Annotated in this window: 16 protein-coding genes; all 16 read left to right on the top strand. The window is 51.2% G+C overall.

Going from position 1 to position 14859, the window contains the following annotated elements; all coding sequences use genetic code 11:
• Positions 1–243: 243 nt before the first annotated feature.
• The 16 genes from IJ22_RS17095 (at position 244) to IJ22_RS17030 (ending at position 14855) form a co-directional block, all read left to right on the top strand.
• The gene (locus tag IJ22_RS17095) at positions 244–1917 is read left to right on the top strand and encodes a serine/threonine-protein kinase (RefSeq protein WP_082660862.1); all 1674 of its coding nucleotides are present in this window, start codon (positions 244–246) and stop codon (positions 1915–1917) included.
• 15 nt (positions 1918–1932) lie between these two features.
• On the top strand, positions 1933–2817 hold the full coding sequence (locus IJ22_RS17090; RefSeq protein ID WP_062409677.1) for a CpaB family protein: 885 nt from the start codon (positions 1933–1935) through the stop codon (positions 2815–2817).
• Positions 2814–4058 (top strand): CpaE/TadZ family protein, encoded by a 1245-nt coding sequence (locus IJ22_RS17085; RefSeq protein WP_062409676.1) that lies wholly within the window; start codon positions 2814–2816, stop codon positions 4056–4058. The genes IJ22_RS17090 and IJ22_RS17085 overlap by 4 nt, the downstream gene beginning before the upstream one ends.
• Before the next feature lie 13 nt (positions 4059–4071).
• A complete protein-coding gene (locus IJ22_RS17080; protein ID WP_062409675.1) occupies positions 4072–5490 on the top strand; it encodes an ATPase, T2SS/T4P/T4SS family in 1419 nt (472 codons plus the stop codon).
• Complete coding sequence (locus tag IJ22_RS17075; RefSeq protein ID WP_235594159.1) at positions 5487–6476, top strand: type II secretion system F family protein; 990 nt, start codon at positions 5487–5489, stop codon at positions 6474–6476. The genes IJ22_RS17080 and IJ22_RS17075 overlap by 4 nt, the downstream gene beginning before the upstream one ends.
• A 13-nt stretch (positions 6477–6489) precedes the next feature.
• A complete protein-coding gene (locus IJ22_RS17070) occupies positions 6490–7413 on the top strand; it encodes a hypothetical protein (protein ID WP_062409673.1) in 924 nt (307 codons plus the stop codon).
• 30 nt (positions 7414–7443) lie between these two features.
• On the top strand, positions 7444–7620 hold the full coding sequence (locus IJ22_RS26570) for a hypothetical protein (protein ID WP_171005906.1): 177 nt from the start codon (positions 7444–7446) through the stop codon (positions 7618–7620).
• A complete protein-coding gene (locus IJ22_RS17065; RefSeq protein ID WP_062409672.1) occupies positions 7617–8162 on the top strand; it encodes a hypothetical protein in 546 nt (181 codons plus the stop codon). The genes IJ22_RS26570 and IJ22_RS17065 overlap by 4 nt, the downstream gene beginning before the upstream one ends.
• Positions 8163–8339: 177 nt before the next feature.
• Positions 8340–9425: an S-layer homology domain-containing protein gene (locus tag IJ22_RS17060; protein WP_062409671.1), complete on the top strand. Its 1086-nt coding sequence runs from the start codon at positions 8340–8342 to the stop codon at positions 9423–9425.
• Between the two features lie 12 nt (positions 9426–9437).
• On the top strand, positions 9438–9674 hold the full coding sequence (locus IJ22_RS17055; RefSeq protein ID WP_062409670.1) for a hypothetical protein: 237 nt from the start codon (positions 9438–9440) through the stop codon (positions 9672–9674).
• 83 nt (positions 9675–9757) lie between these two features.
• A complete protein-coding gene (locus IJ22_RS26110; protein ID WP_145862544.1) occupies positions 9758–10147 on the top strand; it encodes a hypothetical protein in 390 nt (129 codons plus the stop codon).
• A 92-nt stretch (positions 10148–10239) separates the two neighbouring features.
• Complete coding sequence (locus tag IJ22_RS17050; protein ID WP_201023563.1) at positions 10240–10452, top strand: hypothetical protein; 213 nt, start codon at positions 10240–10242, stop codon at positions 10450–10452.
• 179 nt (positions 10453–10631) lie between these two features.
• A complete protein-coding gene (locus IJ22_RS17045; RefSeq protein ID WP_062409669.1) occupies positions 10632–11723 on the top strand; it encodes an S-layer homology domain-containing protein in 1092 nt (363 codons plus the stop codon).
• Between the two features lie 12 nt (positions 11724–11735).
• Positions 11736–13064, top strand: coding sequence for a CARDB domain-containing protein (locus IJ22_RS17040; protein WP_062409668.1), 1329 nt, complete (start codon positions 11736–11738; stop codon positions 13062–13064).
• A 64-nt stretch (positions 13065–13128) separates the two neighbouring features.
• Positions 13129–13578, top strand: a complete 450-nt coding sequence (locus IJ22_RS17035) for a hypothetical protein (protein WP_062409667.1) — start codon at positions 13129–13131, stop codon at positions 13576–13578.
• 203 nt (positions 13579–13781) lie between these two features.
• Positions 13782–14855 carry an S-layer homology domain-containing protein gene (locus IJ22_RS17030; RefSeq protein ID WP_062409666.1) on the top strand — a complete coding sequence of 358 codons (1074 nt, stop codon included), beginning with the start codon at positions 13782–13784 and terminating at the stop codon, positions 14853–14855.
• Positions 14856–14859 lie beyond the last annotated feature (4 nt).

Genomic DNA, 14859 nt, shown 5'->3' with positions numbered 1-14859 from the left:
ATTTTATAAAAAACTCCTAACGGAGTCTTGTCGAAGATGCCAGATTGTTTTTAATGGTAGTTTTCCTTGGTGCAGCATTTCTTGGATTACTTCAACGCTTTAGTGAGCTTAAACATTCTTTGATCGTTTAAAAAATCCATATGACGTGCGGAAGAACCGCCTTATGTCATGCCGAATCGGCATGCGTAAGGCGGTTTTTTGCCGTTCCGGGAAAGGATACGCAAAAGAAAGGGCAGGTGGATCATGGCAAGGCACACCATGGGATTGAAACCCGGTGATGTACTGGCAGGACGTTACCGGATTGCGGCGCAGCTTGGAAAAGGCGGGATGAGCAGCGTATTTTTGGCGGATGATTTGAAGCTGAAGGGTAAACGCTGGGCGGTGAAGGAAACGTATGTGGGCGACGGGTCGGCTTTTGGCGAAGAGGAAGCGGAAACGGCCAAGCGGAGGCATATTCTGCTGGCGGAAGCGGAGACCATGAGCCGGCTCAGCCATCCGAATCTTCCGGATATCGTGGATTATGTGCCGCTCACCCGGCAGGGCTTCCTTTATCTGGTGATGGATTATATCGAGGGGGAGACGCTGCTGCAGCGTTTCGAAAGGCAGGGGAAGCGGATGACGGAGAAGCAGGCGGCCGAGCTGGCGCTGCAGCTATGCGATCTTCTCGATTATCTGCACTCGATCCGTCCGGAGCCGATCATTCACCGTGATTTGAAGCCGTCCAATTTGATGCTGGACGCCGGCGGGCAGCTGCGTCTCATCGATTTTGGTACGGCGCGCAGCTTTAAACCGGACCGGAAGGCAGATACGGTCTGCATCGGTACCGTCGGTTTTGCCGCTCCCGAGCAGCTGGAGGGACGGCAGAGCGACCCGCGCACCGACCTGTACGGGCTTGGGGCGCTGATGTATTTTCTGCTGAGCGGAGGCGCGTACTACAGCACCCGGAGCCTGCCCGGCGAGGGGACGGCGCTGCCCCCGGGGATTGCGCCGTTCGTGCTGCGCCTGCTGCGCGCAAGCCCCGAGGACCGCTACGCGAGCGCCCGCGAGGCGGGGGCTGTGCTGCGGCGCTGGCTTGCGGCACAGCGGATGCCGGCGGCATCCGCGGCGGCGGGGGGAGCGGCGTGGACACCGCCGCTCGTGGTGGCGGTCGGCGCGCTGTACCCCGGCGCCGGAGCCACCTTCGCCGCGCTCGCACTCGCGCGGCTGCTGCACGATCAAGGCGTGCCGCATGCCTTGATCGAGCCGCCCACGCCGCGTGCGGAGCTGCACGCGCTGCTGCTGGCGGACAAGCATGCGCCGCCGGGGTACCGCTGCTACAACGCGCCGGGTGGAGGCTCCGGGCATCCTGCGGAGCATCCGTGGACGGACGGCCATACGCTGTGGCTTCCCGCAGAGCCCGTGGAAGAAGCGGGATCGCCGATGGAAGACCCGAGCTACTGGTTCAAGCTGTTTCACGCCGTCCGCCGCCCGGTGCTGATTGCAGACATCGGCGCGCAGTGGGAGCAGCCCGCTGTTCAGCAGCTGCTCGATACGGCGACGGATGTTGTCTACACCGTCGATCCGTTCGTACACAAGCTGGAGCTTCCCGCCGTTTCGCGCGTGCAGCGGCAGCTGCAAAGCTGGATCGGACCCGGCCGACGGCTGCACTGCATCGTGAATAAATGCCCGCGCACGGCCAAAGCCGAGGCCTGGCTTCGCTTATTGCCGCAACGTCCGGCGTGCCTGCTGCCTGCTTTGGACATCGCCGTCCTGGCGGCGGCCGAATGGAACGGGCGTCTCCCGCACGATGCGCCACCGGTTCGAAGGGCGCTTCGGGATGCGATGCAGCCATGGCTAAACCGCCTGCTGCCGGTTGAAGCGCGTCCGTCCGGCAATGGAAGCGGCAAGCTGCTGCGGCTTTTTCAAAGGAGTCATTAAGGGAGGATAGCACAGATGCAAAGAACGTGGATCGTCGCCCTGCTGGGCTGTCTGTTGATGGCGGGATCTGTCGCAGGGTATTGGCAGTTCATGAAGCATACGGAGTTTCAGGTCGAAACCATGGATACCGTTAAACCGGTGCGCATGCTGCACAGCGGCGAGGTGATTGAAGCCTCCATGCTGCGCAAAGCGGTGATTCCGGTTGCGGCGCACCACCCGGAGGCCGTGACGGATGTCCATGCGCTGATCGGTCAAACAGTGCTGGTTCCCATTGCGGATAATGAGGAATTGGTCTTGTGGAAGCTATCGGACCAACGGCTTGTGCCGAGGGAAGGAGAGCGGTATTTCAGCTTCAAAACGGATGCGGCGGCGAATGTGGGCAATATGGTACGGAAGGGCGATCGGGTGGACGTTTGGGTAGAGTTTGATAACCCGAAGCTGATTAAGACCGCCTCGGGAGCCACATGGAGCGTCGGAGCAGTTAAAGTCATCGAGCAGCTTCCGGTTACCGGCGTGAAAACGCCTGAAGGACCGGAGGTGACCGATGCCACGGCAGTGGAAGCGGTCGTGCAATCGAACCGCCAACAGCTTCAGAATGCCCGCTCCAAACCGAACGGAAAGCCGGAGCTGAACACCTACCTGATGAACGACGACGTGTACGAGGCTTATGTGTTGGGAAGTATTGCCGGCAGGATTAAGCTGGCTTTACCCGATCTGACCAAGCCTGGTTCAGACTCCGGAACCGTTACGGCACTGTTTCGCGAGCTGAAAGCAGCCGATGCGTTTACCCAAACGAAAGGGCAAATACAAGTGGAGGGGGAGCTTGATCAAAGCCAGGTCAGCGGTAATGAAAATACAGGAACAAGCTCGAACACCAAGGAGGTGCAGCCTACGTCATGACCAAATTATTGCTGATTCATCCGGAGGCGGATGCCGCAGACCGGCTGAGCGCCCTGTTGGGAAGCGTTCGCGGACTCGATATCCGTCATATTCGCGGCAGGGAATCGTTTTTCTCCCGGCTTGAAGAGCCGTTTGATCTTGTGATGGTGCATGCCGGAGTATTTTATGATGTGTACCCGTGGGAGTGGGTGCAGGAACTGAGCCGAAGACAGCCGCAGGCACAGGCAGCAATTGCGCTGGACGCATCGGTCTATGATTCGTTTTTGCTGGAGGCGATCAGCCGGATGGCCGATCAGCATCATTATACCATTATACCGATCGGTCTTACCGGTGACGGCATGCTTGAAGCGTTTGCCTCTATAGTGAACGGAGACCGCAAGGACAGTCCGGGTAGTCCGGGTCACCGGGAAGGATCACTGACGGCTGTATGGTCTGCTGCCAGCAAAGATGGCGCTACGACCATTGCCGTGAGCACTGCGCTCTCTTTGGCCGCTTCCGGCAGGATGACCATTGGTCTCATCGACGGCAATCTGCATAATCCCGAGATTCGCTCCTTCTTGAATTTGACCGATCCTGATCCTAGCGGATTCAAGCTTCGGCCGAAGCTGCAGACCCAGACGCTTACCCCCGGCGATTTGATCGATGCGTGCGTATCGTACCGCAAAATCCCGAACCTTCACATTCTGACCGGTTCCCGCAGGCGTGACACGGCGCTGGATGTGACGCCGGAAATGATGGCCCATCTGCTTCGAACCGCCCGGGCGGCTTTTGACATTACGATCGTCGATTTGAACTCTTACCCGGACAATGCCGCGACCATCTGCACCGTGCGCGAGGCAGACCACCGCTGGCTTGTAGCGCAGAATCATTACGCATCATTTCAAATGAGCTGGGGAGAATGGTACGAATGCTATTGGAAATATGCCGGACTCGTTCCTGGGGATGTTTCTTTTATCCTGAATCGGACTACGGCTGATGACAAGCCCGAACGAATCGCGGAGCTTTTGCGTATGCCGCTTGCCGCTGCCGTTCCGAATCTCGGGGGAGGACTTGGCCGCAAAGCGGTCCATGAAGGAAATCCCCTTTATTTGAGCTCGGGGACGGAAAGCTTCACAACGCAAATCGACCGCCTGGCCGCGAGGCTTGCTCCAACGAACGAACAGGGAGGAGCAGCACTGGCAGGAGGAACCGTTCGCCGCAAAATCGGTTTACTGCAGCGGTGGACCGCGCTTTTCGGATAAGGAGGAGAAACGAATGACACCGGGCGAACGGTTATCTTCCCGCATGCAGCCAAGAATTCGTTTTGATGCGGGTCAATATTTGAAAGACATCATGCAAGCGCGGCAGACCCAAAACCGGCTGGCGGTCCTGCCATCCCGGCCGGAACGGCGAATGACGCTGCGGGAAGCCTCTAAATTGGTGTACGAGCATTTAAGTGAACGATCGAAAAAGGATCAGGCGCTGTACGAAGACATTTTACAGGCTGGACTTGGCGATCCGGCAGCCGGGGCGCGAATGAAAGCGGTCATTGATACCCTCTTGATGGAATATCGGATGGATATCGATCCGGATACGTTGATTTCCCCGCTGTCCCCGACGGAATGCGTGTTTGCCGAAACCTGCGGCGCAGGACTTATTGAAGATCTGTACCGGCTGCCTGATGTGGAAGAAGTGCAGGTGATCGGCTGCGATATATATCTGCTCCGCGGCGGAGAGATGATCCGGCACCACAGGAAATTCGCCTCCTTGGCGGATGTGCTTTTGCTCCAGGACCGTTTGTCGCTCTGCGGTAAAAAGCCGATCAACCAAAGGCAGCCGTTCATCCAGTCCTATATGTGGAATCGCTCTCGTCTAGTGATGACCCGTCCGCCGTATTCCGACGTTCCAAGCATTCATATCCGCAACTTCATTGTAAAGGACGTGACGCTTGGTCATCTGGTAGAGCTTCAAACGATCGATCACCGGATGGCGCGGCTGCTGCAGCTTCTGATCCGCTACCATGCGAGCTTTCTCATTGGCGGAGGAACGGCGACGGGCAAGACGACATTTCTGTTTGCGCTGGCTCAGGAAATTCCCCAAAACGAACGAATCCGGACACTGGAAAAGGAATTTGAGGTGGCTTTGCGTGAGCGTCTGCGCGGTACGCGGAACATTCTGGCCGTACGGGAAGTGGAGGAAATCGGGCTTACGATGGAAGAGTCGTTTAAGCCGCTGCTCGTCATGAGCCCCCATTGGGTTATTGTCGGCGAGGCCAAAGGCTCCGAGGTTTCCCAGATGGTGCAGGGGGCTTTGCGCGGCCACGACATGATGGGAACGATGCACACCAAATACCGTGAATCGTTTATCAGCGATGTAGTGGATATGATCAAGCAGGACGGACGGCAGCACGATCACAAAGACGCCATTCGCCGCGTGGCCAGAGCCTTTAACGTGGTGGTCTTCCTGCGCCTGATCCGGTTAAACGGCAAGTATGTCCGTGTAGTTACGGAAATCACGGAACTGTCCGTTGACGAGCGTCAGGAGGTATGTATCCGGCCGCTGGTCGAGTGGGATTATCAGCGGCATCACTGGCGCTTCACCGGGGAGCAGCTCAGCAAACCGCTGATGGAGCATTTGATCGCAAACGGTGCGCAACCGCACGAATTTCGCGAGCTGGGAGTGTGGGGATCGTGAGCGTATCCGCCGAGCTTATGCACGGCAGTCTGAAAGGCTTATTGTTGGGGGGCTGGGCCGCCGGTTCGTATCTCCTGCTTATTCTTCTATTTCAGGGAATCAACTCCATGGTGAGACAAAGAAAAAGATTCCGTTCCTTTGGCATACGCAGCAGTCCCCGAAGGGGCACATGGGCTTCCATCACTCAGCTGAAACCGGTAAAGCATTTGGCTGAGGAAATGGAAGTGGCGGACATGAAAATCGGCGTAGAGGTCGTTATGGCTTTCATGCTGTTGATCGGACTTACCGGCTTTTTCGGGTCGGATGCCGCTATGGGACTGCTGCAGCAGCGATATGCCTATGGGGTCATCAGTGCACCCGGCTACCATGTTTGGACGCTGAGCGGGGCGGTCGCCATCCTGCTCGGATCTCTGCCGTATTTCTATGTCCGGTTTCGGGTGCAGCACAAGCGGCACCGGATTGCGCTCCGCATGATCATGCTCGTACAGAACCTGATCGGACACTACCGGCCCAGTCTTACGCTTGCGGACATCATCGTCAAGTCCTCGCGTACCATGCCCGATGAGGTGAAAAGCGAGTGGAGGCGGCTCGAACTTGCGCTGCATATGAAGCCGGTCGATGAGGCTCTTTATGAATTCGCACGGCGTGTGCAAAGTGAATGGGCGGACGATCTGGCCGATCTTTTGTTGATCGGGGCCCATTACGGAACGGACATGACGGAGTCGCTGCATCATCTGGTCAGCCGGATGCAAACGGCCAAGCGCAATGAGGAAAACCGTCTGGCCATGATTACTGTGTACCGGCTCGGGACTTCATTTATGATCGGATTCGCCTTTTTCGTGGTGGGGTTCAACATTTATGCAGACGCAGCGAACTACAGCCACTATTTTCTTAATCCTGGCGGTAAAATGCTGCTGGTCGTCTCTTTTGCCGTCATGTTCGTATCTATGCTGCTTGTGGTCCGGTCGGGACGGAAGGCTTTTTAACGGAGGCGACGACATGCTGGGTTTGTTTTGGAACATATGGATCGTATCTCATAAAGCTGTATTTATAGGTCTATTTACGGGCGGCAGCGCCTTGCTTTGGTTTACGCTGCTCGGACGCCTGAGGATGGGGTTGGGACGTGCGAACCGGTTAGCCCTTATGCTGGAGCGGGCGAAGAGAAGAGAGCGGGACGTCCTCGCTATGGAAAAAGAGATCGAGAATCCGCGAGCGCGTGATTTTGCGGAGAAGGCTCGTCTGGCAGGTCTTCCGTCCGATTGGAGCTACAACCGGTTTCTGGTTTTGCGCGCAGGAATGGCTTTGTCGCTCTTATCGTTGGGCCTTGCAGCGCAACTTACGAATCCGGAAGGGATATACGGCCAGTCAACCGGATCATGGATATGGCTGCTGCTGAAGGGGGGCGCCTGCATTGCGGTCGGATGGTGGATGCCGATGCTGTTCGTGCTTGCTTCGGCAAGCAGGAGGAGGGGCGAGTATTTAATGGAAATCGCGAAGCTGGCCGAGCGTCTGTCGGTCTGTGTGAGCGACAAGGCGGATATTCGCGACATGCTGATTCGCGCCGGAAGGCCGCTAAAGCTGTTGAGCCCGCACCTTCAGGAGCTGACGGTCATGTGGGGCAGAGATCGGCGCGCCGCCATTTGGAGATTCAAGGAATCCGTAGGCATTTCCGAGGTATTTCCGCTGGTTAATGCACTGGAAGCGATCAGTCAAGCCGATGCCAGGGAAGTGGCCCAGGTGCTTAAGGAGCAAACGGCGGGCATCGAAACGACACTGGCGGCCGAGATCAACCGGAAAATCGAGAATGCGCCTGTCTGGATCAGCTTTTACATCATGATTCCTTTCGGCATGATTGTACTCCTTTTTTTGTATCCGTGGGTCATCACGATCTCCGAGCAGCTGATGACGAGTTTTCAGGGATAACCACTATTATATAAGGAAGGATGATTTTAAATGGGTAAATTAGTTATTGCTTGTCTTCTTACCGTGTTATTGGGGGGCGCCGCTATGTTTATTGCGGGAACGCAGGTGGGGCCGGCCGTCGGTGCCAAAGGCACAAATCTTCACACGAGCATCTCGACCGCCACAGTCAACCAGGTGAGCGGTGCCGTAACGGCGACCGCCCCTTGAAAAAGCTGCTAAGAAGGGAGGAAGGCAGCGCACACCTGCTGCTGTTCGCTCTTTTTGGGATCATAGCGGCCGCCTTCCTCTGGGTTACGGCCTTCAACTGGATGATGCAAACGCACAGCCTGACCAAAACAAAACCGCTGCTTGATCGGGCAACCCACGCGGCTTCCTTGAATATAGACAAGAGGGAAGCCGCGCTTGGCCGTTTGGTCTGGGACAGCGCAAGGGGAACGGATGATTTTTACAAGTATTTGCGGCTCAATTTAAAGCTTGGTCCGGAATTGACTCCTTTGTCCAGAAGCCATTTGAAGGAAGCCCCTATTGTCCACCATTTGGAATATGTTACCAACCCAACGTATCCTTATGTGCTGAATCGGACCATCACCGTCCACAGCTCTACAGACCGGCAAACGACACGCAGCGTGAACGTAACCATCTACGGCCCGTCCATTGTCGCCATCATAGAGGTGAACCGATCCCTTCTGGGCCAGCCGCATAGCGAACCGGTCGTATTAAGCAGCGTAGCCAGTGTAAGATTTCGCTAATCCGTATCAATTGGATATAATTACCTGTAAAAAAACGGATTACAAGCTACAATATACCTATGGCCGGAGGCGCTTGAGGGAGAAAAGTCCTGTATTCCCGGGGGTTGACGAGGCGCCGAGGAACCTGAAATCAGGGGCAGCAACAGCATGCCCTGTACAAGGAAAAGGGGAAAAATAATGAAGAGACTAAGAACAACATTCACGGCCGCACTCATTGCGGCTGCTTTATTGGGGACTTCAAATGCTTTTATCCCAACGGCTAAAGCGAGTTTTAATGATGTAGCAGGCCATTGGGCCGAAGCTGCTATTAACGCGGCAGTCACAATCGATTACGTCGACGGCTACGAGGACGGCAGCTTTAAACCTGATCAAAATGTAAGTCGCGCTGAATTTATTAAATTAGTCGTTACAGCCATGAAGCTGACTGTTCCTCAAGCAAAGGATGGGGAAGATTGGTACACGCCCTATGTCACGGCCGCAAAAGAAAAAAATATACATCGAGCGGAAGATTTTACAAGCGGCGATCTAAACACTCAAATATCCAGGCTTGAAATGTCGCTTATATCCTTGCGTGCAACACGAGAGGATATGCGGCAGGAAGGAATCTTGATGGACAACGATTCCGTGATGTTCAATGCCACGAAAACCGGTTTGATTCAAGGGCTGTCCAAAGGAGAACTAGGACAGGATAAACCAACGACAAGAGCTCAATCCGTAACCATCATCGAACGAATACTTAAATTAAACAAAGGGGAAGCCCTTCCGGTAGATAAAACTGCCTTGAGTAACGCCGAAATCGCTTTACGCGGCACAAACTTTGAAACGGCATACGGGCTAAGACAAGCGGTTACTCTCCCGATAGAGCATGATTTAAATAAAGATATCAAGATGAAGATTAAGGAAATCATTTTCTTTGATTCTTCGGATAAGGATTCGCCTTATTGGGATCTTCTGGCCAATAGTGAACGACAAGACAATCTGGATAACAGTTACTACTTTGCATACAAGATTGAATTTACTACAGAATCGGAAAGAGATTATAACTTGCGTGTCAAAGATAATTTTCAAATGGTAGGGTGGCTATCCGTGACGTCAGATAGCAGCCGTGGCGTTTCGGTTATTGGTTCAAATCTAGTAGGGTCGAGAGAAGGTTACGTGATTTTCGCTCTCACCAAAGATGGTACCGACTATCAACGTACAGCGTTAAGAAATAGCGCTTATACCATAAATCAAAAGGACGTTCTGTTATTCTCAAATGAATAAAGGGGCTTTTCGATGAATAAAAAGCACTTTTCATGGCTAATGGTAGTTGTCTTTTTGGCACAATTAATACTACCCTTCATTGATTACCGCGTTGCATTCGCAGCCGAATCGAAAACGATGTATATCGATTTCCAATCGGGCACGTTAAGGAATCAGCCGGTCAGCGGTGAACATTATTCTGCCAACAATACATGGTCAAAAAACATTGATCTTACACCTTATATTGACGGGACAGTAAAATCACCGTAGGACCTGGTCAAACTGCAAATCGATCCATAAGCGGCAATACCGTTACTATTAATGTAAATGGAAATGAGCTAACGGTTTATGGCATGGCAGAAACAAATCCGGGCCATCAAATTTATCGTTTACCTGATGGAAAACGGTGGGAACACAAGGGAGCAAACACAAGTATTTATCAATTTGTTCCGAACGATGCAGCCTCTGGAGGCATTACACAAAAGCCGGGGATTATTCCTAGTGAGGGTTATATAAGGCCCTCAAGTTCCTCGACGGCTAGTTCAACGCCAACGGCATATAATGGAACGAATAAGGAAGGTAACGATCTAAGGTATCTGTTTGGTAATCCACCTAAAGATATGGTGGATATTGCACCAAACTGGAATATGAATGGAGCTGCCGTGACAAGGGCTTACAATGTCCCTCCACCATCTGTATTTTATAAAACTCAACCAACACTAGACAAAGTTATTCAGGCATGACCGCGGATGTATTGGGTATGCAAGTGGTTTGCGCATACGCTGCCGATGGTGTTAGTTCTACTAATGCTTGTGCTAACCTGGATGTAGTCCCCTTGGAATATGTTACCAATCCAACGTATCCTTATGTGCTGAATCGGACCATCACCGTCCACAGCTCTACAGACCGGCAAACGACACGCAGCGTGAACGTAACCATCTACGGCCCGTCCATTGTCGCCATCATAGAGGTGAACCGATCCCTTCTGGGCCAGTCGCACAGCGAACCGGTCGTATTAAGCAGCGTAGCCAGTGTAAGATTTCGCTAATCCGTATCAATTGGATATAATTACCTGTAAAAAAACGGATTACAAGCTACAATATACCTATGGCCGGAGGCGGCTTGAGGGAGAAAAGTCCTGTATTCCCGGGGGGTTGACGAGGCGCCGAGGAACCGGAAATCAAGGGCAGCAACAGCATGCCCTGTACAAGGAAAAGGGGAAAAATAATGAAGAGACTAAGAACAACATTCACGGCCGCACTCATTGCGGCTGCTTTATTGGGGACTTCAAATGCTTTTATCCCAACGGCTAAAGCGAGTTTTAATGATGTAGCAGGCCATTGGGCCGAAGCTGCTATTAACGCGGCAGTCACAAGCGATTACGTCGACGGCTACGAGGACGGCAGCTTTAAACCTGATCAAAATGTAAGTCGCGCTGAATTTATTAAATTAGTCGTTACAGCCATGAAGCTGACTGTTCCTCAAGCAAAGGATGGGGAAGATTGGTACACGCCCTATGTCACGGCCGCAAAAGAAAAAAATATACATCGAGCGGAAGATTTTACAAGCGGCGATCTAAACACTCAAATATCCAGGCTTGAAATGTCGCTTATATCCTTGCGTGCAACACGGGAGGATATGCAGCAGGAAGGGGTCTTGATGGACAACGATTCCGTGATGTTCAATGCCACGAAGACGGGTTTGATTCAAGGATTGTCCAGAGGGGAACTAGGACCGGATAAGCCAACGACAAGAGCGCAATCCGTAACCATCATCGAGCGCATACTTAAATTAAACAAAGGGGAAGCCCTTCCGGTAGATAAAACTGCCTTGGGTAACGCCGAAATCGCTTTACGCGGCACGAACTTCGAAACGGCATACGGGCTAAGGCAAGCGGTTACTCTTCCGATTGAGCATGATTTGAATAAAGATATCAAGATGAAGATTAAGGAGATTATTTTCTTTGATTCTTCGGATAAGGAGTCTCCTTATTGGGATCTTCTGGCCAATGGTGTTCGGTATGATCAAAAAAGTCTGGATAACAGTTATTACTTTGCATACAAGGTTGAATTCACTACAGAATCGGAAAGAGATTATCACTTGCTCGTTACGGATAATTTTCAAATGGTAGGGTGGCCATCCGTGACGTCAGATAGCAGCCGTCGCGCTTTAGTCGTTGGTTCAAACCAAGTAGGATCGAAAGAAGGTTACTTGATTTTCGCTCTCACCAAAAACGGTACAGAATATCAACGTACAGCGTTAAGAAATAGTGCTTATACCATAAATCAAAAGGACGTTCTGTTATTCTTAAATGAATAAAGGGGCTTTTCGATGAATAAAAAGCACTTTTCATGGCTAATGGTAGTTGTCTTTTTGGCACAATTAATACTACCCTTCATTGATTACCGCGTTGCATTCGCAGCCGAATCGAAAACGATGTATATCGATTTCCAATCGGGCACGTTAAGGAATCAGCCGGTCAGCGGTGAACATTATTCTGCCAACAATACATGGTCAAAAAACATTGATCTTACACCTTATATTGACGGGACAGTAAAAGATGTAAAAATCACCGTAGGACCTGGTCAAACTGCAAATCGATCCATAAGCGGCAATACCGTTACTATTAATGTAAATGGAAATGAGCTAACGGTTTATGGCATGGCAGAAACAAATCCGGGCCATCAAATTTATCGTTTACCTGATGGAAAACGGTGGGAACACAAGGGAGCAAACACAAGTATTTATCAATTTGTTCCGAACGATGCAGCCTCTGGAGGCATTACACAAAAGCCGGGGATTATTCCTGATGAGGGCTATATCAGGCCGGCAAGCTCCTCGACGGCCAGTTCGACGCCTACCACATATAATGGAACGAATAAGGAAGGTAACGATCTAAGGTATCTGTTTGGTAATCCGCCCAAAGATATGGTGGATATTGGACCAAACTGGAATATGAATGGAGCTGCCGTGACAAGGGCTTACAATGTCCCTCCACCATCTGTATTCTATAAAACTCAACCAACCAATATTAATCCTGAACCCAAAGATCCGGTCCCACTTGTTGATCCAAACAGCATTCGATTAACAGGTGCTTCGGAAAAGCATATTGGTATCGAACCATACTCTTGGGGATACATTAATGGATCAAATCAAATTGCGGTTCGACGGATATTAAATACCGTTTGTACATACTACGTGAACGATCCTGTACCCGTAGGCGACCCAAGAGATTGTCGAATTGAAAGCAAAAATACAGGCTCCGGCCAGCTCAATAACTATGTAATGGAAGTCAATACGGATTGGCAAGTCAAGACCTACATTTACAGCATGGGGAAGGTTGAGATTACTTACGAAATTCCAGCTACGCCAGACCTGGCAGCGCTGGAAATCAAAGCCGACAACGCCTGCATACAAACTGGCAGCACGCAAACTATCCGGTATTCGTACAAGAATGTCGGCGTAAGTACCTCCACTGCATTCACCGTGCAGCTGAAGGTTGACGGCGTAGTGGTCAAAACAGAAAATGCATCGGGCGGGGCAAATAACAACGTGTTGTTAGGCGGGACTTTATCTTATAAATTTAGCACAAGTGCTTCCAAAACGTTCTCATTGGTCGTGGACTCGGGCAATACCGTAGGTGACACGAATCGTTTCTAATAACACCATAAACGAAACTATCACTCCGCAAGCTACGTGCGATTCCGAGAAGGATCCGGGAACCATGACAGGCACTTTAACTATCCAGAAGCCGTATATTGATTGGAAAGAGAATAATACCTTTACGGTCGTTGTAGAGCCTAAAGGATGTACGCTGGATAAGTTCAAGTGGACCATGTCGGGTAATGGCGGATCTATAACGATGCCTCCAGCCGGAGCAGCGGACAACGGCTGGTACAAAAACACAAGCGGTAACACGAACGGGTATTTATTTACATTCAATAATGCCCTCAAGCAATATCCGGGCAGCATCCAAAGCGGGAAGGTGACAGTTACTTTCACGGCACTGGACAGCTGCGGTACGGAGAGCGTCATAGGCCCGAAAGATTTTGAAATAGGCTCTCTACCCCCGAATAATCCTCCCGAGCTGCGAGTCAGTTTTACCAACGCCTCCGGGGAAGAAATTGGACAAGCCATAGTTGGGGATACAATGATGTTAAGGGTTTTCCTGTAAGACATCATTAGTTCAACTACTCCGGCAGCGCGTAACGCGCTTTGCGGAGCCTAAGTTGAACTAGCTTGGGAAGCTGGTCTTTGACGATTTTTTCCTATGATTAATATGCGTTGCCATGCGGCAAGCGAATCGACCGCTGTTATACAGTTTACATGGCTGCTTTTAGATTTCGAGTTAAATAACATCCATTAGGAGTGAATTGCATGAAAAAAGTTGTTCTTATTACCACAATGATGTCATTACTCATGACCGGCTGCAATCAATACGCGTCTGCGAACGTGGCCTTTTATGATACAAAAGATCATTGGGCCGAAGCAGCTATTAACGCGGCCGTCACAAACGGTTACGTTGACGGATATGAGGACGGCAGCTTTAAACCTGAGCAAAATGTAAGCCGCGCCGAGTTTATTAAATTAGTCGTTTCAGCCGTGAAGCTTAGTCTTCCTGAAGCAAAGGATGGGGAAGATTGGTACACACCTTATGTCACAGCCGCTAAAGAAAAAAATATCTACCATACGGAAGACTTTACGAGCGGGGATCTAAACACTCCAATATCCAGGCTTGAAATGTCGCTTATATCCTTGCGTGCAACACGGGAGGATATGCAGCAGGAAGGGGTCTTGATGGACAACGATTCCGTGATGTTCAATGCCACGAAGACGGGTTTGATTCAAGGATTGTCCAGAGGGGAACTAGGACCGGATAAGCCAACGACAAGAGCGCAATCCGTAACCATCATCGAGCGCATACTTAAATTAAACAAAGGGGATACCCTTCCCGTAGATAAAATAGCCTTGGGTAACGCCGAAATCGCTTTACGCGGCACGAACTTTGAAACGGCATACGGGCTAAGACAAGCGGTTACTCTCCCGATAGAGCATGATTTAAATAAAGATATCAAGATGAAGATTAAGGAAATCATTTTCTTTGATTCTTCGGATAAGGATTCGCCTTATTGGGATCTTCTGGCCAATAGTGAACGACAAGACAATCTGGATAACAGTTACTACTTTGCATACAAGATTGAATTTACTACAGAATCGGAAAGAGATTATAACTTGCGTGTCAAAGATAATTTTCAAATGGTAGGGTGGCTATCCGTGACGTCAGATAGCAGCCGTGGCGTTTCGGTTATTGGTTCAAATCTAGTAGGGTCGAGAGAAGGTTACGTGATTTTTGCTCTCACCAAAAATGGGACCGAATATCAACGTGAAGCATTAAGAAATAGCGGATACTATGTGGGACAAAACCGGTTTCCATTATTTATCAAAGAATAAAGAG

The organism is Paenibacillus naphthalenovorans (genome assembly GCF_001465255.1).
In the GTDB taxonomy this organism is placed as follows: domain Bacteria; phylum Bacillota; class Bacilli; order Paenibacillales; family NBRC-103111; genus Paenibacillus_G; species Paenibacillus_G naphthalenovorans.
The sequence above is the reverse complement of the archived record's forward strand: the minus strand, read 5'-3'. Positions and strand labels throughout refer to the sequence as shown.

Bases quoted from the DNA above. Each gene is read 5' to 3' on its own strand.
- IJ22_RS17095 (WP_082660862.1), top strand. From the start codon at position 244: ATGGCAAGGCACACCATGGGATTGAAACCCGGTGATGTACTGGCAGGA.
- IJ22_RS17090 (WP_062409677.1), top strand. From the start codon at position 1,933: ATGCAAAGAACGTGGATCGTCGCCCTGCTGGGCTGTCTGTTGATGGCG.
- IJ22_RS17085 (WP_062409676.1), top strand. From the start codon at position 2,814: ATGACCAAATTATTGCTGATTCATCCGGAGGCGGATGCCGCAGACCGG.
- IJ22_RS17080 (WP_062409675.1), top strand. From the start codon at position 4,072: ATGACACCGGGCGAACGGTTATCTTCCCGCATGCAGCCAAGAATTCGT.
- IJ22_RS17070 (WP_062409673.1), top strand. From the start codon at position 6,490: ATGCTGGGTTTGTTTTGGAACATATGGATCGTATCTCATAAAGCTGTA.
- IJ22_RS26570 (WP_171005906.1), top strand. From the start codon at position 7,444: ATGGGTAAATTAGTTATTGCTTGTCTTCTTACCGTGTTATTGGGGGGC.
- IJ22_RS17060 (WP_062409671.1), top strand. From the start codon at position 8,340: ATGAAGAGACTAAGAACAACATTCACGGCCGCACTCATTGCGGCTGCT.
- IJ22_RS17055 (WP_062409670.1), top strand. From the start codon at position 9,438: ATGAATAAAAAGCACTTTTCATGGCTAATGGTAGTTGTCTTTTTGGCA.
- IJ22_RS26110 (WP_145862544.1), top strand. From the start codon at position 9,758: ATGGCAGAAACAAATCCGGGCCATCAAATTTATCGTTTACCTGATGGA.
- IJ22_RS17045 (WP_062409669.1), top strand. From the start codon at position 10,632: ATGAAGAGACTAAGAACAACATTCACGGCCGCACTCATTGCGGCTGCT.
- IJ22_RS17040 (WP_062409668.1), top strand. From the start codon at position 11,736: ATGAATAAAAAGCACTTTTCATGGCTAATGGTAGTTGTCTTTTTGGCA.
- IJ22_RS17035 (WP_062409667.1), top strand. From the start codon at position 13,129: ATGACAGGCACTTTAACTATCCAGAAGCCGTATATTGATTGGAAAGAG.
- IJ22_RS17030 (WP_062409666.1), top strand. From the start codon at position 13,782: ATGAAAAAAGTTGTTCTTATTACCACAATGATGTCATTACTCATGACC.